The sequence below is a fragment of the Dehalococcoides sp. UCH007 genome (assembly GCF_001010485.1).
In the GTDB taxonomy this organism is placed as follows: domain Bacteria; phylum Chloroflexota; class Dehalococcoidia; order Dehalococcoidales; family Dehalococcoidaceae; genus Dehalococcoides; species Dehalococcoides mccartyi_A.
Genome location: NZ_AP014722.1, coordinates 569905 through 591992, shown reverse-complemented (window position 1 = coordinate 591992; position 22088 = coordinate 569905). Strand labels below are relative to the sequence as shown.

Sequence of the window (22088 nt, the reverse complement as noted above, 5' to 3'; positions counted from 1 at the left end):
ATAAAGCTTAATTTTGATGTGTTTTGCCTTGGGTATCAAGATGAAATATTCTTCCAGACATTTGTTGTAATATATTTCAAACTTTCGTTTGAAGATCAACGCAAACCTATGAAGGCATTTGCACGTTCCCAAAAACTTATCCCAAATGCCCCCCTATCCAAAATTATGCAAAAACGAACTTCATCTGCACAAATTAGTATGCTTAATGCGTTTAATTATATAAAGGGTAATTAAGGGCAATGATGAACTAATGGATTGGTATTGCTCACCCCGTAAAAAGCCCTAGATTTGGATTCTGCGGGCTACAATTTATTACGTTTATTTAGCGATATTTTCTGTTGCATCCTGCTTACCCAGGCTATTCAGCTTATTCAAAGCCTTCCTCTCCTCTTCGTCAATAGCCGCTAAATCATAATAAAAATAATAATCTTCACAAGCGCCTGTCTTAGCTAATAATTCCCGACGACGGCTAAGGCCTTTTGACAATTCATCTAAACATGACATTATATTGCCAGCCAATTCTTTTTCCATATATATTACCGCTCTTTCTTTCCCCCAATTTCATCATAAACCGCATACCCTGGATTAAAACCAATACCAAGCAGTTTTTCTTTCAGCATGCGGGTAAATTCCATCAAGCCCCAGCGTTTTGCGGCTGAGATAAGCACCGTATTTTCCGCCACCGGACACTCTGCTTTCAGTAAATTCAAGGCTTCATCTTCAGTCCAATTACGTCCGCCATCCAGCTTCAGGTCTATCTTATTCATAACTGTCAGACGGGGTTTATCAGCCACACCCATATCGGCCAGTATCTTTTCCACTGTTTGACACTGCTCAACAGCATTCTTCGCAGTTATGTCAACTACATGCACCAATAAATCAGCTTGATTTATTTCTTCAAGTGTAGCCCGGAAAGCTTTTACGATAGCAGGAGGTAATTTGCGTATAAAACCCACTGTATCAGTCAAGAGTACATTTCCCAGCCCGTTTATATACAACCTCCTGGTAGTCGGATCAAGGGTAGCAAAAAGTTTGTTTTCAGCTAATACATCTGTTTTGGCAACCGCATTTAAGAGGCTGCTTTTCCCGCTATTGGTATAGCCAACCAATGAAACCACCGGCACACCCCGCATACGCCTTCTTTCACGGTACAAATCACGGTGAGTTGTCACTTCGTCCAGATGGTCCTGCAAACTGCGTATTTTAGTGCGAATTATGCGTTTATCTGTTTCAAGCTGGGATTCACCCGGCCCTCTAGTTCCTATTCCACCACCCAATCTTTCAAGATGACTCCACTGACCTGCTAGTCTTGGCAACAAATACTGCATCTGTGCCAGTTCAACCTGAAGCTGGCCTTCACGGGTATTAGCATGTTTGGCAAATATATCCAGTATAAGTGCCACCCTATCTATTACCTTTACGCCCAGCGCTTCCTCTAATAGTCTCTGCTGAATAGGTGAAAGCTCATCATCAAAAATGACCAGATTATAGTTAAGCTCTTTTTTCATCCCCACAAGCTCATCCAGCTTACCTTTTCCCAAGTATGAATTGCGGGCTGGTGCATGAAGCTTCTGAATTATACGGCCTACTACCGCTGCACCAGCAGTAAGCACCAGCTGGGATAATTCATCAAGTGAGTCTTCTATAGCCCAATTTGAGTTATTATTGGTATCTACAGCCGCTAAGACAGCTCTTTCCGGCTGGATTATCACATTATTTACAACTGTTTTATTAATGACACCCTCCATTTATGTAAAGTGTATACGTATTTATCTATTATATACCATATTGTCCCCATAATTAAGTTGAATGACGTATTGACACACACCCATCTGATAAATCAAAATAAACAAGGGCTAGTACCAATGGATTAATACTGTTAGGAGGAGAGACCATGATGACCGTAGCCGAGTTATTTGACCTAAAAGGCAAAGTTGCTATCGTAACCGGTGGTGCAATGGGTATTGGGAAAGGTATTTCCATGCGTTTGGCCGAAGCAGGTGCCAGTATAATGATTCCGGACCTGAACCTTGAAGTGGCTCAGAAAACAGCAGCTGAAATTCAGTCTATGGGCGGCAAAGCTGCAGCAGTTCAGGCTGATGTAAGCAACATCAGTGACGCTCAAAAAGTTATAGATACCACCCTGAAGGAATTTGGTGATCTGGATATTATGGTGAATAATGCCGGTATTTACCGTTTTATGCCTGCCATAGATATGACCGAGGCCATGTGGGATAAAACTCTTGGTATAAATCTTAAGGGGCTTATGTTCTTCTCACAGGCAGCCGCTAAGGCCATGATAGCGGCGAAACACGGCGGTAAGATAATAAACATTGCATCTATAGATGGCTTCCGCCCTACCGGTAATTTAGCGCATTATGACGCATCCAAGGGCGGGGTAGTTATGCTTACCAAAGCTATGGCTCAGGAATGGGCACCTCATGGCATACTGGTGAATGCCGTTGCACCTGGCGGTATAAACACCCCCGGTGCAGCCGCTTTAATGCCAAGCGGAAATATGTCAGCCGAACAGTTGATGGAGTTATCTAAATCATTTGTGGCAAAACTGCCGCTCAAACGGATGGGTGAACCGGATGACATTGGAAAAGTAGTCCTTTTCCTGGCAAGTGCAGCGGCAGATTACATGGTGGGAAGTGTTATTATAGCTGACGGCGGAGCTCTGCTGGTTTAACCCTGGAAGTAAATTATCAAATAAAGAGGGGGAGTTTTGAAACTCCCCCTCTTACTATCTATATATGGTGGGCTCGGTAGGTTTCGAACCTACGACCAAGCGGTTATGAGCCGCCCGCTCTGCCCCTGAGCTACGAGCCCTCAGGATAAAACTGTTTTATACTTCGCGGCCGGTAAATCCGGTACCGTAATCTTTAACTTTCTGTACTTTAGCTTCTTCCTGTTTGGCATATTCCACCCATGCTTCAGGTCCTTTTCCACAGGACTTTTCGCGTTCTTCACGCCATTTCTTTAGGGGGTCAGGATTTTTGATTTTATTTTCTTCGACTTTTTGCTGAGAAATCCACATTTTTTCATTGGCAGAATCCTTGCGGGATTCAGGTGCATCTTTGGAAAAAGCTACGCCATGGGTAAAATCTGAAACAATGCGGGGAGATTCCGCATTACAAACAGGGCAAGTGGCTGACAAGCTGGACTCACTCCGCGGTCTCATAAGTTCAAAGACTTTATTGCACTTTGAACATGAATATTCGTAGATTGGCATGAGTTACCTCCAATGAACTTGTTATCTTTAATCCGCAGAGAATTCTAACATGTTTTATATCTTCGTTCAAGCAAAAAAGATGCTTTCTCTACTCATAAAACACCTTTGACATGTTTGATTGTTCAGGTTAGAATAACCATGCAAAATCAGCGGGAGTAACTCAGTGGTAGAGTTCCTGCCTTCCAAGCAGGCTGTCGCGGGTTCGAGCCCCGTCTCCCGCTCCATCTTTCTTTCCCATGAGTATATCGCCAATAACGTTCAGAGACGATTTATCACTGCATCCAGCTTATCTTTATAACCGGGCCAGTAACGCAGTACCAGCCTGATAAGCGGATTACGGCGCATTTTCATAGTATAGCTGATATCTGCCGCCCGTTTTATTATCCCCTCTTCATAAGTAGGATAAATATGGGGAATGCTATGCAGTTTTAAAAACGGCTTGTGAAGACATTTTACTATTTGCAGCTCGTGAATAAGGTTTTCGGCATGTGAACACAGCAGTTGTGCCCCTATCAGCCTGTCTTTTTTATCCAGCATAAATTTACACATACCGCGAATGTCGTGATCCATAACCGCCCTGCGCACCTTGTTTAGCGGATAGCGGATAATACGCACATTATTACCGTATTTCCGTCTGGCCTCATCTTCGGTCAAACCTATATGGGCCATTTGAGGTTCAGAATACGTTACCCAAGCCACATCTTCATACCTGATGCTTTGTTTAAATGGCAAGCAGGCGTTACTTGCTGCCAAAATAGCCTGTTTTTCAGCCATCATGCCCAACTGGATAGGCCCTGCGACATCACCGGCTGCAAATATATTTGAAGAGCTGGTTTGAAGTTTTTTATCAACACTGATACCCCGTGAGGTATATTTTACCCCGACTTTTTCCAGCCCAAGCCCGCTTACATTTGCCCGCCTGCCCACTGCAACCAGTACTGCTTCAGCCGCAATTTCATCAATTTTCCCTTCACGGGTTTGCATTTCAAGCTTCACTTGCCCGTTATTCTGCTTTTGGAAACGGATTGCCTTGGTGGAAATATGAATACTCAAGTTTTCTTCCACATTAAGATACTCAAATAATAATTCACTTAGCTCGGTATCATCCTTCGGTAGTATATGATCTGCCATTTCAACAATATCCACTTTGCATCCCAACCAGGCAAAAGCCAGTCCCAGTTCGATACCGGCTGGCCCTCCTCCCAGTACAATCATGGAAGATGGTATGGTATTTATGTCAAATACTGTTTCATTTGTATAGAAAGGTATATCGACTAAGCCCTCTACCGGCGGAATCGCAGGACTTGAACCGGTGGCAATAATAAAACGTTTTGCGGAAATAACCTGTCCATTTAAATTTATATGATGATGGTCTGTAAATACGGCTTCGCCTTTAAATATATTTATGCCGATATTACCCAAGTTATCAAAATCATCAATTCGGGCAATATCTCCCAGGATAGAATGCAGGTACGACATAATATTACCCGGTTGCAGGTTCACACTGGCCAGTTTCACCCCGTTCCGGTTGTACTTTTCCATCTGTTGTATACGTAACCCTATTTGAAGCAACGCCTTGGAAGGGACACAAGCATTCCATGTACAGGCACCACCCAGTTTGCCTCTTTCAACCAAAGCCACTTTCTTACCTAACCCGTTAGCAAAAACAGCTGCAGTAAACCCGGCCAATCCGCCGCCGATAACCACCAGATCATATTGATATTTCATACCTGTTCTCTTTCCGTCCGGCAAAATCATCAAGACAATGCAGTATTTACCCCTCCCCTGCCCTGTTTACTCTATCCATCTAATAATTCCAATATTATGTAATTTACAATCATCAATGGGTTAATTTATTCTATCAGGCGTTTGCGGCAAGTCAATGTTTTTTAAGCTGAAGAAACTTGTGCTCAGGTTTTTATCCCTAGAAAACTTATTCAAAGTCTGGCAACATCCCAAACTTCCAAGCATTTGCAGAGATACACTGAAAAAATTTTGAGGTTAGCTTAAGTAAGAGGAGATGTTAGATAAAGAGTCAACGCTGAAATAAAGTCATTGATATTGGTATTCCGTTAGCAGCCTACTCCGCATAGGTAAAACGGAGTATATAAAATGGAATATACGGCCGAAACTAACTGCCAGCTTGGAAACATGTAAAAGGAAAGGATTGAACTCACAAAGAAAGGCCTGGTCGGGGTGAGAGGATTCGAACCTCCGACTTCAGCGTCCCAAACGCTGCGCGCTAACCAGACTGCGCTACACCCCGCAGGCGCCAGTATAACAAAGCTATGTTACAGGGTCAAGGAAACCCCATACCCTTATTAACGGCAATCAGGACAGACATCAAAGAACTCTGCCGGAACCTCTGTGGTATTCAGAATATGCTTGACCTGTTTTTCAGGAATCCATTCGGCACCGCATTTGGCACAGCGCCTAAGTTTAAAACTAACCTTGCAGTTAGGCCAGGTAATGATACGCATACCATTACCATCTTTCATTGTGATAGCACCGGTTGGACATATATATGCACAAGAGCCACAGGCAATGCAATCTGTTTTATCATCATAATATGGCAAAGCTACTTCACGGCTGGTGCCTCTGCTTACTAGACTGATAGCACTCTTGCCAACCACTTCGGAACAAACTCTGGTGCAAAGAGCACATAAAGTGCATAAATTTTCAGGTTTTTCACTTTCAAACCGCGAGCAGGTAACCCCCAGTTTCTTGGCCATAGCCTGAACCCCATCGGACTGGGGACAACGCGCCAGAAGAAGCTCTATAACAGTCTTGCGGATATTGGTAATACGGTCATTCTGGGTAGTAACCACCAAACCTTCTTCTGCCTGATACAGGCAGGAAGCAACCAGTTTTTTCCGCCCCTTCCGCTCAATTTCCACCATGCACAAGCGGCAGGCTCCATAGGCTGAAACCGCTTCATCTACGCACAAAGTAGGAATAAAAATACCATGCCGGTGAGCTACTTCCAGTACTGTTTGACCTTCTTCTGCCTGATACTTCTTGCCGTCTATGGTTAAATCTATCATGCTACCCTACCTTATCTGATTTCTACGGCGTGGAGCTTACAAGCGTCAAAACACGCACCGCACTTAGTACATTTGCTCTGGTCAAGTATAACCGGCATCTTTTTGCCCTGAGGAATAATAGCTCCTGTCGGACAGGCTTTATAACACAAACCGCAGCCGGGACAATTTGCATCAATGATATTATAGTTAATAAGGGCTTTACATTCTTTAGCCGGACAGGTTTTCTGCCGGATATGAGCCTCATATTCCTCACGGAAGTATTTTATGGTAGACATGACTGGATTGGGAGCACTGCCGCCCAGAGCGCACAAAGAAGCGTCCTGTATAGCTTGCGAAAGCTGCTCCAGAAGCTCTATGTCTCCCTCCTCGCCCTCACCTTTTGTTATCTTTTCCAAAATCTGGCGCATGCGTTTTACACCCTCACGGCAAGGTATACATTTGCCGCAGGATTCACCTTCAAGGAAACTTAGGAAATAACGGGCGATTTCCACCATGCAGTTATCTTCGTCCATAACAATCATGGCACCCGAACCCATCATAGAGCCAGCCTTGGTAAGTTCATCAAAATCTACCGGCAAATCCAGCATACTTTCAGGTAGACAGCCGCCGGAAGGACCCCCAGTCTGAATAGCTTTGAATTTTTTACCCTTGGGAATACCGCCGCCTATATCATATACAATTTCCCGAAGGGTAATACCCATAGGAACTTCAATAAGGCCGGTATTGTTTACCTTGCCCACCAGTGAGAATATCTTGGTGCCCTTGCTGCCCGCAGTGCCTATTTTATTGAACCAATCTGCCCCTTTTTCCATAATCAGGGGTATATTCGCCCAGGTTTCCACATTATTCAGGGTAGTAGGCTTGTCATACAGACCCTTTTCAGAGGTATGGACGTATTTGGCACGAGGTTCGCCGACCTTGCCCTCCAGAGAAGCCATAAGGGCTGTAGACTCACCGCAAACAAAAGCACCGCCGCCCCTGTTGATATGAATTTTCAGGTCAAAGCCGCTGCCCAGTATATTTTCACCCAGTAACCCATAATCTTCAGCCTGTTTTATAGCTAAAAGGGCATGTTTGACTGCCATAGGATATTCATCACGGATATAAATATAAGCTTCATGAGAGCCAATAGCATAAGCACCGATAATCATACCCTCTATAACGCTATGTGGATTACCCTCCATAAGTGAGCGGTCCATAAATGCACCAGGGGCACCCTCGTCACAGTTACAGATTACATACTTTACCGGATCATGGGCGTCCCGGCAGGACTTCCACTTCCAGCCGGTAGGGAAACCGCCGCCACCCCGTCCGCGCAGACCGGATTTTATAATTTCGTCTACAATTTCTTCCGGCTTGAGACCAGATATAGCCTTGGCCAGAGACTTATAGCCGCCTACCGCCAGATAATCTTCTATGGAGGTAGGGTCTATATTGCCGTTGTTGCCAAAAACCAGACGCATCTGTTTTTTATAGAAAGGCACATCATGTTCATGCACCTTTTTGTCTTTGGTCATGGGGTCAACATACAAAAGACGCTCTATTACTTCGTTGTTTTTTATGGTTTTTTCAATGATTTCAGGTATATCCGAAATTTTCAAACGTTGGTAGAAAATATTCTGGGGGCGGATAACTACCAGCGGGCCGCGTTCACAAAAACCATGACAGCCGGTAGTCCTTACCTCAACTTTATCTCCCAAACCGGCTTTCGCCAGTTCTTCTTCAAAGGCGTCCGCAACTTTTTTAGCCCCGTAGGCCTGGCAGCCGGTACCGCAGCAAATAGCAATAACCGTCTGTCCAGAATTCCTGCTTTCAAGAATTTCCTGCCTCTTGGCCTCAAGTTCGGCTACACTGCTAAACTTTTTAATCGCTGTATTACTCATTACTGGCATCCCTCAATCAAAGGTTTTACCTTTTCGGTAGTCATGTTGCCCATATACTGGCCATCCACTACAACCACAGGCCCCAAAGCACATGCACCCACGCAGTTTACAGCATCAAGGCTGAATTTCATGTCTTCGGTGTTTTCACCTGCACAGCAGCCCAGCTTTTCAACCAGCTTATCCAGTATCTTGTTGGCACCGCGTACATGGCAGGCAGTACCCATACACACATGAATAGAATGTTTGCCCTTGGGTTTCAGGCTGAAAGCCTTGAAGAAAGTGGCAACACTGTAAACCTGGCTCATTGGAACACCCAATCCCTGGCTTACGGCCTCCAGAGCGGGACGGGGCAGATAATTAAACTCAGTCTGAATATCCTGCAGTATGGCTACCAACATGCCTTTGTCTTTGGCATATTTATTCAAAATATCCTTAACTTTAGGCGCTACTATTTCTCTAGTTTCGGTGCACATGCCGCCCTCTCTGCAATCTTATTGTATTCCAGCTGAACTCTTTCCTGAATAAGGTCAAGAGATTCTTCTGTAAGATGGCGGAACCGCCGCTGAAGACTAGTGTATTCCCGTAGAGGCTTAAGCTCGGGGGTTTCCATGCTCAGCTTGTACTGGCCGTTAATGACCTCGTACAGAGGGAAAACACCGGTCTCAACCGCCAGCCGCCCTATCTTAATAGTATCTTCGGTAGCACAACGCCAGCCAGTGGGGCAAACAGATAAACAGTGTATATAGGCCGGACCGTCAGCCGCCAAAGCTTTGCTGACTTTTTCAATCATGTCAAAAGGATAGCTGGGGCAACAGGTAGCAACATACGGGATATTGTGGGCAACAGCTATTGCCGGCATATCTTTTTTCCATGAGAATTGACCTTTACCTACTTTACCGGCCGGTGAGGTAGTAGTGGACGCACCGAAAGGAGTAGCTGAGGAACGCTGAATACCGGTATTCATATAAGCTTCGTTGTCAAAACAAATATAGGTGAAATTGTGACCGCGTTCCATAGCGCCTGAAAGTGCCTGAAGACCAATATCTACAGTTGCACCGTCACCGCCGATGGCTACAATCTTTATATCCCTGTCTTCTATCCGCTTTTTGCGTTTAAGCACCTTAATGGCCGACTCAACACCGGAAGCAACCGCAGCCGTATTTTCAAACAGGGTATGTATCCATGGCAAACGCCATGAGGTATACGGATACTGGGAAGCGATAATTTCCATACAGCCGGTGGCATTTACCATTATGGTATTTTCATCCATAGCCTTGGTAGCCAAACGAACTGCCAGAGCCTCGCCGCAACCTATACATCCGCGATGCCCGGGGGCAAACAACTCACGTTTGGGCAGTAGCTTGGGAACAAATACTGAATAGTTCTGCATTATGCCCTCACTCCATATATTTCATATTCGTTAGGACTGCCTTTTTCTGCAATAGCCATACCTTTCTTCATGATATCCTCAAAATTGGCAACGGTAATATCCCGTCCGCCCAAACCGCCGATAATACTGACAATCTTGGGTTTTTTCTCCAGAGGATATAAAGCAGCCTTAATCTCAGAACAGACCGGACCACCCGGACCGCCTACTGACAAGGCACGATCAAGCACGATAAGGTTTTTGGCATTTTTAACAGCAGCGCGCAGCTCTTCAAATGGGAAGGGACGCCACAACCGAAGCCGTACCAGACCGACACTCATGCCGTCATCACGCATTTTATCAATGGCGGCCATGGCAGTCTCTGAGAAACTACCCATAGTAAACAGCAGATTCTCGGCACCTTCGGTGCGATAGGTCTCAACCGGCTTGTAAGAACGGCCAAACTGCTTCTCAAAATCTTTCCAGACCTCTAAGATAACAGCCTTGGATTTTTGGAAATCCTGCTCCTGTGCCCATTTTGCTTCGGTAAAAATAACCGGAGGAGCAAAATCACCCATAGCGCGGGGATTATCAGGATTCAGTGCATACGGATAGTCATTAACGCTGAGGAAAGCATCTACCTGCTCTCTCTCCGGCATATCAATAGGCTCGATAACATGAGAAAGGTGGAAACCATCCAAGTGAACCATAACAGGCAAAAGCACCCTTTTGTCTTCGCCTATTTTAAAAGAACAGATAGTGTTATCAACCACTTCCTGTCCGTTTTCGGTAAATATTTGTATCCAGCCGATATCACGGCAAGACATTACGTCAGAGTGGTCACCCCAGACCGACAAAGGGCCGGAAAGAGCCCGGTTGGCAACCGCCATCATAATAGGCAGCCGCATGGAAGACGCCACATAAAGCACCTCGTGCATAAGCTCAAGCCCTTGTCCGGCTGTTGCAGTAAAGGTGCGGGCGCCGGCTGCTGCCGAACCCAGACAGGCACTCAGAGCCGAATGCTCAGATTCTACCGGAATATATTCGGCATCCAGTTCACCTTCGGCTACCATCTCGGCCAAATGTTCAACAATATGAGTCTGAGGAGTAATGGGATAAGCAGCAATGACATCAGCATTGCAAAGCCCTACTGCCTCACTCAGGGCAATGGAAACTTCTAAGCCTACTCTGGCCATTATTTCTCCTCCTCATCCTTCATAACAATAGCTCCAGTGGGACATTCATGAGCGCAGATACCGCAGCCTTTGCAATAGAAAAGGTCTGCTTCAAAAAAGCCCTCTTTGGTCTCATTTATGCAACCTTCAGGGCAAAATATATAGCAAACGCCGCATTTTATGCACTTCTTGAAATTATGAATAGGCAATTGAGAACGCCAATCACCCGTCTTGTACTGACTGGCATTCCCAGGTTCACTGACTATACAGCCGGGTGTTACTTCTTGCCATGTAATCTGGTTTTCCTGTTTAGCCAACTTTAAGCTCCTTTACAGCAGTCTCTTCAAAGGCCTTTTTCATAGCTGCCATATTTTTAGCAGCCAGCTTTCCGAAGCGGTGTTTTAAAGGTTCTTCGAAGGCTTCCATATCCGCCAGAGCAGTTGCCTTTATAAGAGCACCAAGCATGGTTGTATTGACAATATTTACGCCTAATACTTCTTTGGCAATAGCAGTTGCATCAACTGTGGCTACTTTCCAGCGGTCACCATACTGAGAAGCAAAATACTCCAGCGGCTTGGTGGTATTGATAATAAGGGTGCCGCCTTCTTTAAGGCCTGAAACTACATTCCCGATGATAACCAAGCTGGGGTCAAGTACTACCACAATATCCGGCTGGCTTATGCCGGAACGCTCACGGATAGGATTATTGTCACTGATACGGTTGAAAGATTGAACCGGGGCACCTCTGCGTTCAGGCCCGAAACTGGGAAAAGCCTGAGCATATTTCCCCTTGCCAATTGCCGCCTGGGCGATAAGCTCGGCTGAGGTTACCGCACCCTGACCGCCACGCCCATGCCATCTGATTTCAATAAAATGTTTCATGTCTATGGTGGTAGTCCTCCCCGTTTTATAAAAGTGCCCCTGGAGAGACTCGAACTCTCGCCACCAGCTTCGGAGGCTGGTGCTCTATCCACTGAGCTACAGAGGCATAGTACCCAATTTTACCTTAAGCTATGTTTTTCCTCAAGGAAGCCGCTTGCCGTTAGCTTCAGCCTTTGGTTTAAATAAAGGGTTTATCATTAGGGGCATAACGAGGGTAGTCAGTATACTGACAGCTACCGCAATGCCGAAAAGGTCACGGGTAATAGCCCCGGCAATAAGTCCAGCCCCAGCTACGATAAGTCCAACCTCACCTCGGGGTACCATACCTACGCCGACAATCAAAGCACCATTATGGCTGGTTTTGCCCACAAACCGGGCAGGAAAATAACAGCCGACAATCTTGCCGACAATGGCCAGCACAACTATAACGAGTGCCGGCACAATCACTGCCCAGACTTCTTTTAAATCCACCTGCATACCCAGGTACGCAAAGAAGAACGGGGCGATAAAAAGCATTATAGGGCGTGTCTGGTGAAGTATTTCTTCTTTTTCCATAGTGGAAGCAAACATAAGCCCGGCTACATAAGCACCCACCACCGGGTGCAAGCCTACCAGAGTAACCAGATAAGAAACCAGTAAACCCACAATCAAAGCCATAACCGGCATAGTACCGGAGGCCTTGAACGGAGTAAGTATATATTTTGATATATATTTATGTCCGTACACACCCAGCAAAAGTATACCCAGCCAGACAGCGAAACCGATAACACCGGTGCCGATAGCACTTAAGGCATTGATACTGCCGCTCTGAGCCATGGAGATAACCACAGAAAGGATAACCAAACCGATGATATCATCCACAACCGCAGCTACCAGAATAATAGTGCCTTCACGGGAACTAAGTTTACCCATATCCATCAGGATACGCACCGTTATGCCAATGCTGGTAGCGGTCAGAATAGCACCGATGAAAAGCCAGCCGGCCATGTGCAAATCAGGGAAAAAGTACATGGCGCTAAACACCCCCAGCGCAAAGGGGACAATCACTCCGCCTATGGCAACCATGGCACCAGTAAAACTGTTTTTAATAAACGAAGCAACGTTTGTTTCCAGCCCCGCCACAAACAGCAGCACCACTACCGCTATCTGTGAAATAATTTCCATAGGGGCAAATTCACTCAGATGTTCGCCATTCTGACTGAACACCCCATCAATAAGGGCAAAATTCATAATGATAGGGTCATTGGCAAAAAGGAATTGCCCAACTAGAAAGGGTGAAATGATAATACCGGCCAAAAGCTCACCAATAACCGCCGGTTGCTTCAGAAAACGCTCGGCAATAGCGCCGCCCAAACGAGCAACAAGCAGTATGAGGCCGAATGAAAGTATAAATTTAAAATATATTTCTGTTTCCATACCAGCCGCTTAAGAATAATTTGACCTATTCTAGCAAAAATACGCCCGATAATCTAATTTACTGATTGCTATAGCAAGGTGGCGGCTGAAAAATATATTTTAAAACAATAAATTATCCTGTATTCATGTTTTAGAGACTTCGATGCCGCTTCGCCGGGGTGATGTTTTTCTATTATAAAACAGTAATCGTTATGTAAACATATTTTAGTGCCATGGAGAATACCCATACACGCAGATATTTGGCGTATAAACTAATTTTTCCACCCGGACAATCTGAATATTGTTTATCCGGCAGGACAGCACCTTATAAAGACACTTTCAGGTAAATTTGAATTCAGGGCGGGTTTCATTATATTATTACTCCTGCAGGCTTGGATACATTCCTGATTGGCTTTTAATTTTACTTGCATTCAAGTAAAATATAGCCTCTGGAGAGGTGTCCGAGTGGTTGATGGTGCTGCTCTCGAAAAGCGGTCTCCGTGAAAGCGGAGCGTGGGTTCGAATCCCACCCTCTCCGCCACAAATCTTAATAAAGGAATATAGGGTAATATACGGAGAGGTGCTGGAGTGGTCTATCAGGCACGCCTGGAAAGCGTGTGTCGCCGCAAGGTGACCGTGGGTTCGAATCCCACCTTCTCCGCCATTAAGTTTTAAACAACTGAAGCCTTCAAAATTGAAGGCTATTTTTTTGCCGTCCGGACAGTGCATTTCTTCCTTAATAATGTTTTATTGTTTGGATACTGTGCCTGTGCTAGAATTCCAAAAGAACAAGATGCAAAACCAAGACTGCAAATACGCCATAGGATTCAGTTATATAAACGGGGTCGGCCGGGTGCGCCTGAACCTGCTGGAAAGCTATTTCGGCAATCTGGAAAGTGCCTGGCACGCCGGTAAGGCAGCACTGGTATCAGCCGGGCTTGATAACTCTCTGGCGGAAAATATAGTTACTTCCCGCCCCAAAATAGACCTGCCTAAAACCCTTGAAACCTTGAAGCGGCACGATATTCAGGTATATACCCATACAGATAGTGATTACCCTGCCAGACTTAAGCAAATACATGATTACCCTCCCCTTATTTTTGTAAAGGGACAGCTTTGGGGGAATGATGAACTGTGTTTGGGGATAGTGGGCACCCGCCAGCCCACCATCTACGGCAAACTGGTAACCGAAGAACTGGCCGAATCACTGGCACGATCAGGCCTGACTATAGTTTCCGGTCTGGCCAGAGGAATAGATACAGTTGCCCATACTGCAGCCCTTAAAGCCGGAGGCAGAAGTATTGCGGTTTTCGGCTGCGGACTGGATATAATTTATCCATCTGAAAACAGCTGCCTTGCCCGCCAGATAGCTGAAAACGGAGCCCTGGTGAGTGAACACCCACCCGGAATACGTCCCCGACCCGAATTTTTCCCCCGCCGCAACCGTATACTCTCAGGCCTATGCCGCGGCATACTGGTAACCGAAGCGGGAGAAAACAGCGGGGCTGTGATAACCGCCAATTTTGCACTTGAACAAAACCGCGAGATTTTTGCCGTTCCGGGGAGTATACTATCAGCGGCTTCATTGGGAACTAACCGCCTTATTCAGGAAGGCGCAAAGCTGGTTAGTTCGGCTAAAGATGTACTTGAAGAACTAAATATAGGCCTGTTTTCAGTGCCGGATAACACCCTTGCCCCAGCCCCTGAAAACCAGACCGAAAGCCTGATACTGGATAAATTAGGCTATGAGCCAATACATATTGACCATATTTGCCGTGAGTGTGGGCTAAATATAGCCTTGGTTAGCGGTACATTGGCCATAATGGAACTGAAAGGTCAGGTCCGCTCTGCCGGAGGCATGCATTATGTACGCACCCGTGAAAAGAAAGAAATCTACCAGCTGGAGATGAATTAAGCTGTCATGAAAGAAAAACTTGTTATCGTTGAGTCACCTGCCAAAGCCCGAACTATCAGTAAAATGCTGGGCAAAGACTTTAATATTATGGCCACCATGGGGCATATACGGGATTTACCTAAAAGCACCCTGGGTGTAGATGTTGAAAACAGTTTTACCCCCAAGTATGTCTCCTTAAAAGCCAAGGCCAAGGTCATAAAGGAACTCAAAGAGGCAGTTAAAAATTCCAAGGCAATCTACCTGGCTACCGACCCTGACCGCGAAGGTGAAGCAATTGCCTGGCATATATCCGAAGTTACAAAAGCAAATCTGGCTAAGCCCAAACGGGTGGTCTTTCACGAGATTACCAAAGAAGCCATAGATAAGGCTTTTAAAAACACCCGTGAGCTGGATATGGATTTGGTAAATGCTCAGCAGGCCCGGCGGGTGCTTGACCGGCTGGTAGGTTACAAATTAAGCCCGCTGCTCTGGCGAAAGGTGCAACGGGGGCTTTCAGCCGGACGGGTGCAGTCTGTTTCCCTTAAAATAATTGTTGACCGCGAACGGGAAATAGAAAAATTTGTATCTGCTGAATACTGGAATATAGAAGCCCTGCTGAATAAAAAGGTTAAATCAGCCGCTTTCAAAGCTTCTCTGGCAGGTTATGTAACCAAAGGCAAACTGGAGATACATAACGAATCTGAAGCCGAACAAATTAAAAAAGAACTGGAAGTATCTGACTATCAGGTACTGAAGATAAAAAAGAAATCAAACCTCAGGCAGTCCCCCGCCCCCTTTATTACCAGCACCCTTCAGCAGGAGGCTTGGCGAAAGCTCCATTTTTCAGCCAAACAAACCATGGTGATAGCCCAGCAGCTGTATGAAGGCCTGAATATAGAGGGCGAAGGGGAAGTGGGTCTTATAACCTATATGCGTACTGACTCTACCAATGTAGCCCGTACCGCCGTAGCCGAAACCCGTGATTATATAAGTGAAAAATACGGCTCGGCTTACCTGCCCAAACAGGCCAGAGTATTTTCAAGCAAGGTTAAGGGCGCACAGGAAGCCCACGAAGCTATCCGCCCTACCCGTATAACCCGCACCCCTGACTTGATAAAAAAGAGCTTGTCTGCCGAACAGTTTAAACTTTACCAGCTTATCTGGCAGCGTATGATGGCCAGTCAGATGAGCCCGGCCGCCTTTGATAATACTACAATAGACATAGAGGCCAAACACCAGCCCTCAAAAACCCGTTATCTGCTTAGAACCACCAGTTCGGTAAATACTTTCCCGGGTTTTACCATTGTATATATAGAAGGCAAGGACGAAGATGAGGAAGCGGCGCAGTCCAGCCTGCCGCCCATGGAAGAAGGCGAAGAGCTGAAGCTGAAAAGTCTGGAAGCCAGCCAGCACTTTACCCAGCCTCCTCCCCGTTATACAGAGGCCACCCTGATAAAAGCGCTGGAACAATACGGCATAGGCCGCCCCAGCACCTACGCCCCCACTATTTCCACAATACAGGAACGGGAATATATTACCAAGCTCAAAGGCAGCCTGAAACCCAGTGAACTGGGAATGCTGGTAAATGACCTGCTGGTAGAGTATTTCCCGGATATTATCGGTATAGATTTTACCGCCGCCATGGAAACCGAACTGGACAAAATAGCCACTGAAAAACTGGACTGGGTGCCTATAATCAGGCGGTTCTACGAACCTTTTATAAAAGAGATAGAAGCCGCCAGTGAAAAAATTGAAAAAATCAAACCGCCGGAAGAAGAGCTGGACGAGCTTTGCCCCGAATGCAATGCCAAGCTGGTAGTAAAACGGGGGCGTTTCGGTAAATTTATTGCCTGCTCACGTTATACCAAAGAAGAGGGCGGCTGCCGTTATACCCGCTCATACCAGATAAAAACAGGTGCCAAATGCCCTGAGTGCAATTCGGATATAGTTGAAAAATACAGCAAAAAGGGCAAGATATTTTACGGCTGTGCCGGTTACCCGAACTGCAAATTTGTATCTTTCTACAAGCCGCTAAGCAAACCCTGTCCGGAATGCGGCGCCCTTATGACCAAGAGCGGCAAGAACTGGGCCAAATGCACCAAGTGCGGTAAACGCAAAAAACTTGAAGATGAAAGCTAAATGCAGGAGAATTTTAACAAATACCTTGAATATCTGACGGTAGAAAAAAATGTTTCGGCTTATACCCTTAGAAACTACCGCACAGATTTAATTGGTTTTGTTAACTACCTGATTGAAAAAAAGGTAAGCTCTTTTGACAAGGTAGACCGCTATATTTTGCGGGACTATATGTCCAGCCTGATAGAAAAAGGGATTGTTAAGGGCAGTATCGCCCGCAAACTTTCGGCTGTACGTTCTTTTTACCGTTACCTTATGCGGGAAGGCCTTATCCAGAAAAACCCCACCCTAAATGCCTCCAGCCCCCGTCTGGATAAACGCCTGCCGGAGTTTCTGACTACCGCTGAAGTTAATAAACTGCTGCGGATACCTGATTTTTCCACCCCCCAGGGTTTGCGGGATAAAGCATTTATGGAGCTGCTTTATGCCAGTGGCCTGCGGGTGAGTGAACTGGTCAAACTGGATATAGAAAACCTGGATTTGCACTCCCACCAGATACGGGTCTGGGGCAAAGGGTCTAAAGAACGCATAGTTCTGATGGGTCTGCCGGCAATCCAGTCTATCCAAACTTATCTAAACCTGGGCAGGCCCTTGCTGAAAGGTAAGCGGAATACTCCGGCTTTATTCCTTAATCCAAACGGCGGCAGACTGAGTGCCCGCAGTTTTCAGGAAAGACTGGATAAGCTGGCACACCAAGCCGGTATTGAAAAACACGTACACCCCCACATGCTGCGCCATACCTTTGCCACTCACCTGCTGGACGGCGGGGCAGACTTAAGGGTAGTACAGGAGCTACTCGGCCACTCAAACCTTTCTACTACCCAGATATATACCCACGTTACCAAAAGCCAAGCCCGCAAAGTCTATATGTCCAGCCACCCGCTGGCCAAACCGCAGAATGATACTCCAAGGAGTGAAGACGAATGAAACAGCCAAACACCCGGCTTGCACTCCTGCGAAAGCTCATGGCTGAAAATGAACTGGACGGTCTGCTGGTATCCAAACCTGAAAATATGTTTTATCTGTCCAGCTTTACCGGCGGCGAAGGTCACCTGCTTATCACCCAAACACAATCTTTTATTGCGGTAGATTTCCGCTACTACGAGCAAGCGGAAAATGAATCCCTTGAATATACCTTATGTAAAGTTACTAACGGAATGTCCCGCTGGCTGCCTGAACTGTTAAGCTCCGAACATATCCGCCGTTTGGGTTTTGAATCTTTCTATATTACTTTTGAAGAATACAGCAAACTAAAGGCCGCACTCGGCGAAGGCGGCTCAGATATTTTACTCACAGAAACAGCAGACTTGGCAGGCAAACTGCGGCAGATAAAATCTGAAAAAGAAATAGACGATATCAAACAGGCCGCCGCCATTGGCGATGCCGCTTTCTCCGCCCTGCCCTCCCTGCTAAAAGCGGGTATAACCGAACAGCAGCTGGCCTGGGAACTTGAGAAATTTATGCGAAACCGCGGCAGCCAGTCTATGCCGTTTGAGATTATTGCCGCTACCGGGGCAAATTCCGCCCTGCCTCATGCTCAAACCCGCCCTGTAACTATAGCATACGGACAACCCCTGCTTATGGATTACGGGGCAAAAGCAAGCTGGTACGTCAGTGACATGACCAGGACGGTATTACCCGGAAAACCGGATAGCCAATTTAAGAAAATATATGATATAGTTCTGGCCGCCCAGCAAAAAGCCATAGACCAAATCACCTCCGGAATGACCGGGCAGGAGGCTGATGCTATAGCCAGAGAGGTTATTGAAAAAGCCGGCTACGGTGCCAATTTCGGGCATAGTTTGGGTCACGGGGTGGGACTGGAGGTGCATGAAGCACCCCGCCTCAGCCCCAGAAGTACGGATATACTTGAAGACGGAATGGTTTTCAGCATAGAGCCAGGCATATACCTGCCGGGCTGGGGGGGCATCCGTATAGAAGATACCTGCACCCTTAAAAATGGTAAAATAGAGTTGCTCTCAAAATCAGATAAACAAAACCCCTATATTTAAAGAAGAAAGGTTTATATGGCCACTGGAAACGAATTAAAAAAAAGCTGCATCATCCAACAGGAAAACGGCCTGTTTCAGGTCATGGATATCCAACATGTAAAGATGAAACACACCGCCCTGCTTCGTCTGAAACTGAAAGACATACGAGACGGGCATACTATGGAACAAACCTTTCAGTCAGACGAAAAGTTCAATCTGGTAAACCTGGAATACCGCCATATGCAATTTTTATATAACGACGATAACGTTTACCATTTCATGGATGATAAAACCTTTGAGCAGATAGCTCTAAATAAAAGTGTATTGGGTGACGCTGTAAACTACCTGCTGGAAAACGGCAGTGTCAGGGTAATGACCTTTCAGGAAGAAGCAATCGGGGTTGAGCTGCCGGCATCGGTTAACCTGAAAATTGCCCATACCGAACCGGGTTTTAAGGGTGACACCGCTGCCACCACTACCAAACCGGCTACTCTGGAAACAGGACTGGTGGTACAGGTGCCCTTATTTATAAATAACGAAGACTTAATCCGGGTAGACACCCGTAGCGGCCAGTATCTGGGAAAGGCAACCGCTTAATAATGTTAAAAGCTGATTTACACGTCCATACGAATTACTCTATGGACTCAAATACCAAACCCGAAGATTTGATAAAAAAGTGCGTTGAAAAAGGCATAAACTGCATTTCTTTGTGTGATCACGGCACAGCCGAGGGAGCTTTAATGCTGGCTAAAAACAGTCCCATCAAAATAATAGTCTCCGAAGAAGTGCTTACCCATCACGGAGAAATTATGGGTATGTTTCTCAAGGAGAGCATACCCAGCGGAATATCAGTAGACGAATGTGTATCCCGGATAAAAGCCCAGGGCGCTCTGGTCTGCATTCCCCACCCTTATGACAAACTAAGGGGTTCGGCTCTGATAGATTCGGAACTGGAAAGGCTGGCTTCCGAAGGGAAAATAGACGTGCTGGAGGTATTTAACTCCCGCACCCTGCTGAACGGAAGCCTTAAAAAAGCCCGCAAACTGGCCAAACAGTATGACCTGCCCACAAGTGCCGGCACAGATTCCCATACTTTGCCGGAGATAGGCACTACTTACGTTACCATGCCTGATTTCAATACCCCCAAAGAATTTATAGCCGCTCTCAGGCAGGGGCGGATAACCGGCCGCCAGAACCGCATGGTGCGGATACGGGCACTGATTCGCAAACTTTCCAAATATATCAAACCGGAGAAATAAGCATGTTTGAACTGGGCTGGTTTTCAACCGCCAGAGGCAAGGGGTCACGCAATCTGCTGACTGCCGTACTGGACAGCATCCAAACGGGAGAGCTTAAAGCCAAAATAAGTTTTGTCTTTTGCAGCCGCGACCCCGGCGAATCAGCCGAAACAGACGCTTTTTTTGAACTGGTAAAAAGCCATAATATACCGCTTATTACCTTTTCCTACCAGAAATATAAAGCCAAGGTAAACGGCAGTGACGAAACTCCGGGCGGCAGCCTGCCCCAGTGGAGACTGGATTACGACAGCGAAGTCTTAAAACGCCTTAGGCCGTATAATCCCCAGTTATGCGTACTGGCCGGCTATATGCTGATAATGGGGCCGGAAATGTGCAGCCAGTATAACATCATCAATCTGCACCCCGCCACCCCCTGGGGACCGAAAGGCACCTGGAAAGAGGTCATATGGGAGCTTATGCAGCAAAAAGCCTCCGAGACCGGGGCTATGATACATTTGGTAACACCTGAACTGGACAGAGGGCCGGTGGTCAGCTACTGCCGCTTTTATATTCAGACAGAGGCCTTCAAACCGCTGTGGAATAGTATTTCAGGGCGGACAGCAGCTGAAATAAAAGCGGAAGAAGGGGAAGAAAATGCCCTCTTCAAAGCTATCCGCCATCAGGGCACTATCCGCGAACTGCCGCTTATAGTCCGCAGTATAAAAGCCATAAGCGAAGAACGGGTGAATATCCGCCAAGGTAAAATAACCGATAACTGCGGGCAGACCATACCGGGATATGACCTGAGTACCGAGATTGACCATATAATTCAAGGGAGAGAATGACATGACTGCTTGTCGTCTTGAGGCTATCGGCCTGGGGGCGGTGCATGTAGACCATATATACACTGTAGAACAGATACTCCATGACGGGGAATGCGTAGTTACCGAATCTGCTTTATTTCCCGGCGGTTCGGGGGCCAATACCATACACGGGCTGTCCCGTCTGGGATTAAAATGCGGTTTCATAGGGGCAGTGGGGAATGACCCTGATGGAAACTTGTTAATTAAGGATTTTGAAAATGCAGGTATAGATAACCGGTATCTGATGGTAAAAAACGAAGCCCAAACAGGCTCTGTAGTTTCCCTGAGCGAGTCTTCTGGACGCCGCTCAACATATGTAAATCCCGGTGCCAACAATTATCTTGACCTTTCTGATATAAATCTGGAATACCTAAGTCAGGCTAAACTGGTTCACATGTCCACCTTTTTTAACCAGAACGAATTTGCCCTTTGCCACGAAATAGCGGAACGGCTGGCACCAGGTGTACTTTTTAGTTTTTCACCCGGAGCCCTCTTTGCCGCCCAAGGCTTAAAAAGGCTTGCACCCATTCTTTCCCGCACCAATGCCCTCTTCACCAACCAGCAGGATATAGAAAAAATGACCCAGAAAAACTATCAGCGGGCTACAGATATGTGTATCCGCAGTGGGTGTGAACATGTAGTGGTAACTCTGGGGGAGAGCCGTCGTTTTCAGCGAAAAGGCAAAATAACACTCCAGACCTATATACGGGACAAAGACCACGAATGCCATATGGAGTCAACCGTAAGCCTCCGGAAAGATATCCGTACCGTAGTTGATACAATAGGTGCGGCAGATGCTTTTACTACCGGTTTTCTTTTCGGATTGATGGGTGACAAACCTATTGAAGAGTGCGGTTTGCTGGGTGATATTTCCGCTCGTTTTTGTATAAGCAAACTGGGAGCCCGCTCAGGGCTGCCTGACCTTGCGGGGCTGAAAGAACGCTTTGGTATGCACTACTTTACCAACTAATTATTCACCAAGATAT

General features: G+C 46.3%; 21 protein-coding genes and 6 tRNA genes. 12 read left to right on the top strand and 15 right to left on the bottom strand.

What is annotated here, in order from left to right; translation table 11 throughout:
* Window positions 1-318 precede the first annotated feature (318 nt).
* A complete protein-coding gene (locus tag UCH007_RS03135; RefSeq protein WP_023652189.1) occupies window positions 319-531 on the bottom strand; it encodes a hypothetical protein in 213 nt (70 codons plus the stop codon).
* Window positions 532-536: 5 nt separating this feature from the next.
* The gene (gene hflX, locus UCH007_RS03130; protein ID WP_023652188.1) at window positions 537-1748 is read right to left on the bottom strand and encodes a GTPase HflX; all 1212 of its coding nucleotides are present in this window, start codon (window positions 1746-1748) and stop codon (window positions 537-539) included.
* Window positions 1749-1894: 146 nt separating this feature from the next.
* Between hflX and UCH007_RS03125 the strand changes: the two genes are divergently transcribed.
* Window positions 1895-2692 carry an SDR family NAD(P)-dependent oxidoreductase gene (locus UCH007_RS03125; RefSeq protein WP_023652187.1) on the top strand — a complete coding sequence of 266 codons (798 nt, stop codon included), beginning with the start codon at window positions 1895-1897 and terminating at the stop codon, window positions 2690-2692.
* A gap of 65 nt (window positions 2693-2757) precedes the next feature.
* Here the strand turns inward: UCH007_RS03125 and UCH007_RS03120 are convergent.
* Window positions 2758-2832, bottom strand: a tRNA-Ile gene (locus tag UCH007_RS03120).
* 16 nt (window positions 2833-2848) lie between these two features.
* Complete coding sequence (locus UCH007_RS03115) at window positions 2849-3235, bottom strand: zinc ribbon domain-containing protein (RefSeq protein ID WP_041330819.1); 387 nt, start codon at window positions 3233-3235, stop codon at window positions 2849-2851.
* Between the two features lie 149 nt (window positions 3236-3384).
* Here UCH007_RS03115 and UCH007_RS03110 point away from each other — a divergent pair.
* A tRNA-Gly gene (locus UCH007_RS03110) sits at window positions 3385-3459 on the top strand.
* 34 nt (window positions 3460-3493) lie between these two features.
* Here UCH007_RS03110 and UCH007_RS03105 read toward each other — a convergent pair.
* The 11 genes from UCH007_RS03105 to UCH007_RS03055 form a co-directional block, all read right to left on the bottom strand.
* Complete coding sequence (locus UCH007_RS03105) at window positions 3494-4963, bottom strand: dihydrolipoyl dehydrogenase family protein (protein ID WP_046961533.1); 1470 nt, start codon at window positions 4961-4963, stop codon at window positions 3494-3496.
* Between the two features lie 460 nt (window positions 4964-5423).
* Window positions 5424-5501: transfer RNA gene (locus tag UCH007_RS03100), tRNA-Pro, on the bottom strand.
* Between the two features lie 55 nt (window positions 5502-5556).
* On the bottom strand, window positions 5557-6279 hold the full coding sequence (locus UCH007_RS03095) for a 2Fe-2S iron-sulfur cluster-binding protein (protein ID WP_023652184.1): 723 nt from the start codon (window positions 6277-6279) through the stop codon (window positions 5557-5559).
* An 11-nt stretch (window positions 6280-6290) separates the two neighbouring features.
* Window positions 6291-8162, bottom strand: a complete 1872-nt coding sequence (locus UCH007_RS03090; RefSeq protein WP_046961027.1) for an NADH-quinone oxidoreductase subunit NuoF — start codon at window positions 8160-8162, stop codon at window positions 6291-6293.
* Window positions 8162-8635, bottom strand: a complete 474-nt coding sequence (locus UCH007_RS03085; protein ID WP_012881937.1) for an NADH-quinone oxidoreductase subunit NuoE family protein — start codon at window positions 8633-8635, stop codon at window positions 8162-8164. Before UCH007_RS03085 ends, UCH007_RS03090 begins: the two co-directional genes overlap by 1 nt.
* Window positions 8611-9552: a pyruvate synthase subunit PorB gene (gene porB / locus UCH007_RS03080; RefSeq protein ID WP_012881936.1), complete on the bottom strand. Its 942-nt coding sequence runs from the start codon at window positions 9550-9552 to the stop codon at window positions 8611-8613. The genes UCH007_RS03085 and porB overlap by 25 nt, the downstream gene beginning before the upstream one ends.
* Window positions 9552-10724, bottom strand: a complete 1173-nt coding sequence (locus UCH007_RS03075; protein WP_012881935.1) for a transketolase C-terminal domain-containing protein — start codon at window positions 10722-10724, stop codon at window positions 9552-9554. Before UCH007_RS03075 ends, porB begins: the two co-directional genes overlap by 1 nt.
* A complete protein-coding gene (locus UCH007_RS03070; protein ID WP_011929000.1) occupies window positions 10724-11020 on the bottom strand; it encodes a 4Fe-4S binding protein in 297 nt (98 codons plus the stop codon). Before UCH007_RS03070 ends, UCH007_RS03075 begins: the two co-directional genes overlap by 1 nt.
* Window positions 11013-11585, bottom strand: a complete 573-nt coding sequence (locus UCH007_RS03065; RefSeq protein ID WP_012881934.1) for a 2-oxoacid:acceptor oxidoreductase family protein — start codon at window positions 11583-11585, stop codon at window positions 11013-11015. The genes UCH007_RS03070 and UCH007_RS03065 overlap by 8 nt, the downstream gene beginning before the upstream one ends.
* Window positions 11586-11619: 34 nt before the next feature.
* Window positions 11620-11691, bottom strand: a tRNA-Arg gene (locus UCH007_RS03060).
* A gap of 35 nt (window positions 11692-11726) precedes the next feature.
* Entirely contained in the window at window positions 11727-13001 is a 1275-nt protein-coding gene (locus tag UCH007_RS03055) for a cation:proton antiporter (RefSeq protein ID WP_041330814.1), read from the bottom strand.
* A 430-nt stretch (window positions 13002-13431) separates the two neighbouring features.
* Between UCH007_RS03055 and UCH007_RS03050 the strand changes: the two genes are divergently transcribed.
* The 10 genes from UCH007_RS03050 (at window position 13432) to UCH007_RS03005 (ending at window position 22072) form a co-directional block, all read left to right on the top strand.
* Window positions 13432-13521 (top strand) — tRNA-Ser (locus UCH007_RS03050).
* 33 nt (window positions 13522-13554) lie between these two features.
* Window positions 13555-13644 (top strand) — tRNA-Ser (locus UCH007_RS03045).
* Between the two features lie 129 nt (window positions 13645-13773).
* Complete coding sequence (dprA, locus tag UCH007_RS03040; RefSeq protein ID WP_046961532.1) at window positions 13774-14895, top strand: DNA-processing protein DprA; 1122 nt, start codon at window positions 13774-13776, stop codon at window positions 14893-14895.
* A 6-nt stretch (window positions 14896-14901) separates the two neighbouring features.
* Window positions 14902-17013 (top strand): type I DNA topoisomerase, encoded by a 2112-nt coding sequence (gene topA / locus UCH007_RS03035; protein WP_046961026.1) that lies wholly within the window; start codon window positions 14902-14904, stop codon window positions 17011-17013.
* Window positions 17014-17937 (top strand): tyrosine recombinase XerC, encoded by a 924-nt coding sequence (gene xerC, locus UCH007_RS03030; RefSeq protein WP_046961025.1) that lies wholly within the window; start codon window positions 17014-17016, stop codon window positions 17935-17937.
* A complete protein-coding gene (locus UCH007_RS03025) occupies window positions 17934-19022 on the top strand; it encodes a M24 family metallopeptidase (RefSeq protein WP_046961024.1) in 1089 nt (362 codons plus the stop codon). The genes xerC and UCH007_RS03025 overlap by 4 nt, the downstream gene beginning before the upstream one ends.
* A gap of 15 nt (window positions 19023-19037) precedes the next feature.
* The gene (efp, locus tag UCH007_RS03020; protein ID WP_046961023.1) at window positions 19038-19598 is read left to right on the top strand and encodes an elongation factor P; all 561 of its coding nucleotides are present in this window, start codon (window positions 19038-19040) and stop codon (window positions 19596-19598) included.
* 2 nt (window positions 19599-19600) lie between these two features.
* On the top strand, window positions 19601-20260 hold the full coding sequence (locus UCH007_RS03015; protein WP_046961022.1) for a PHP-associated domain-containing protein: 660 nt from the start codon (window positions 19601-19603) through the stop codon (window positions 20258-20260).
* 2 nt (window positions 20261-20262) lie between these two features.
* On the top strand, window positions 20263-21084 hold the full coding sequence (gene purN, locus UCH007_RS03010; RefSeq protein WP_046961021.1) for a phosphoribosylglycinamide formyltransferase: 822 nt from the start codon (window positions 20263-20265) through the stop codon (window positions 21082-21084).
* A 1-nt stretch (window position 21085) separates the two neighbouring features.
* Entirely contained in the window at window positions 21086-22072 is a 987-nt protein-coding gene (locus UCH007_RS03005; protein WP_012881925.1) for a carbohydrate kinase family protein, read from the top strand.
* Window positions 22073-22088 lie beyond the last annotated feature (16 nt).

Bases quoted from the DNA above. Each gene is read 5' to 3' on its own strand.
- UCH007_RS03135 (WP_023652189.1), bottom strand. From the start codon at position 531: ATGGAAAAAGAATTGGCTGGCAATATAATGTCATGTTTAGATGAATTG.
- hflX (WP_023652188.1), bottom strand. From the start codon at position 1,748: ATGGAGGGTGTCATTAATAAAACAGTTGTAAATAATGTGATAATCCAG.
- UCH007_RS03125 (WP_023652187.1), top strand. From the start codon at position 1,895: ATGATGACCGTAGCCGAGTTATTTGACCTAAAAGGCAAAGTTGCTATC.
- UCH007_RS03115 (WP_041330819.1), bottom strand. From the start codon at position 3,235: ATGCCAATCTACGAATATTCATGTTCAAAGTGCAATAAAGTCTTTGAA.
- UCH007_RS03105 (WP_046961533.1), bottom strand. From the start codon at position 4,963: ATGAAATATCAATATGATCTGGTGGTTATCGGCGGCGGATTGGCCGGG.
- UCH007_RS03095 (WP_023652184.1), bottom strand. From the start codon at position 6,279: ATGATAGATTTAACCATAGACGGCAAGAAGTATCAGGCAGAAGAAGGT.
- UCH007_RS03090 (WP_046961027.1), bottom strand. From the start codon at position 8,162: ATGAGTAATACAGCGATTAAAAAGTTTAGCAGTGTAGCCGAACTTGAG.
- UCH007_RS03085 (WP_012881937.1), bottom strand. From the start codon at position 8,635: ATGTGCACCGAAACTAGAGAAATAGTAGCGCCTAAAGTTAAGGATATT.
- porB (WP_012881936.1), bottom strand. From the start codon at position 9,552: ATGCAGAACTATTCAGTATTTGTTCCCAAGCTACTGCCCAAACGTGAG.
- UCH007_RS03075 (WP_012881935.1), bottom strand. From the start codon at position 10,724: ATGGCCAGAGTAGGCTTAGAAGTTTCCATTGCCCTGAGTGAGGCAGTA.
- UCH007_RS03065 (WP_012881934.1), bottom strand. From the start codon at position 11,585: ATGAAACATTTTATTGAAATCAGATGGCATGGGCGTGGCGGTCAGGGT.
- UCH007_RS03055 (WP_041330814.1), bottom strand. From the start codon at position 13,001: ATGGAAACAGAAATATATTTTAAATTTATACTTTCATTCGGCCTCATA.
- dprA (WP_046961532.1), top strand. From the start codon at position 13,774: ATGCAAAACCAAGACTGCAAATACGCCATAGGATTCAGTTATATAAAC.
- topA (WP_046961026.1), top strand. From the start codon at position 14,902: ATGAAAGAAAAACTTGTTATCGTTGAGTCACCTGCCAAAGCCCGAACT.
- xerC (WP_046961025.1), top strand. From the start codon at position 17,014: ATGCAGGAGAATTTTAACAAATACCTTGAATATCTGACGGTAGAAAAA.
- UCH007_RS03025 (WP_046961024.1), top strand. From the start codon at position 17,934: ATGAAACAGCCAAACACCCGGCTTGCACTCCTGCGAAAGCTCATGGCT.
- efp (WP_046961023.1), top strand. From the start codon at position 19,038: ATGGCCACTGGAAACGAATTAAAAAAAAGCTGCATCATCCAACAGGAA.
- UCH007_RS03015 (WP_046961022.1), top strand. From the start codon at position 19,601: ATGTTAAAAGCTGATTTACACGTCCATACGAATTACTCTATGGACTCA.
- purN (WP_046961021.1), top strand. From the start codon at position 20,263: ATGTTTGAACTGGGCTGGTTTTCAACCGCCAGAGGCAAGGGGTCACGC.
- UCH007_RS03005 (WP_012881925.1), top strand. From the start codon at position 21,086: ATGACTGCTTGTCGTCTTGAGGCTATCGGCCTGGGGGCGGTGCATGTA.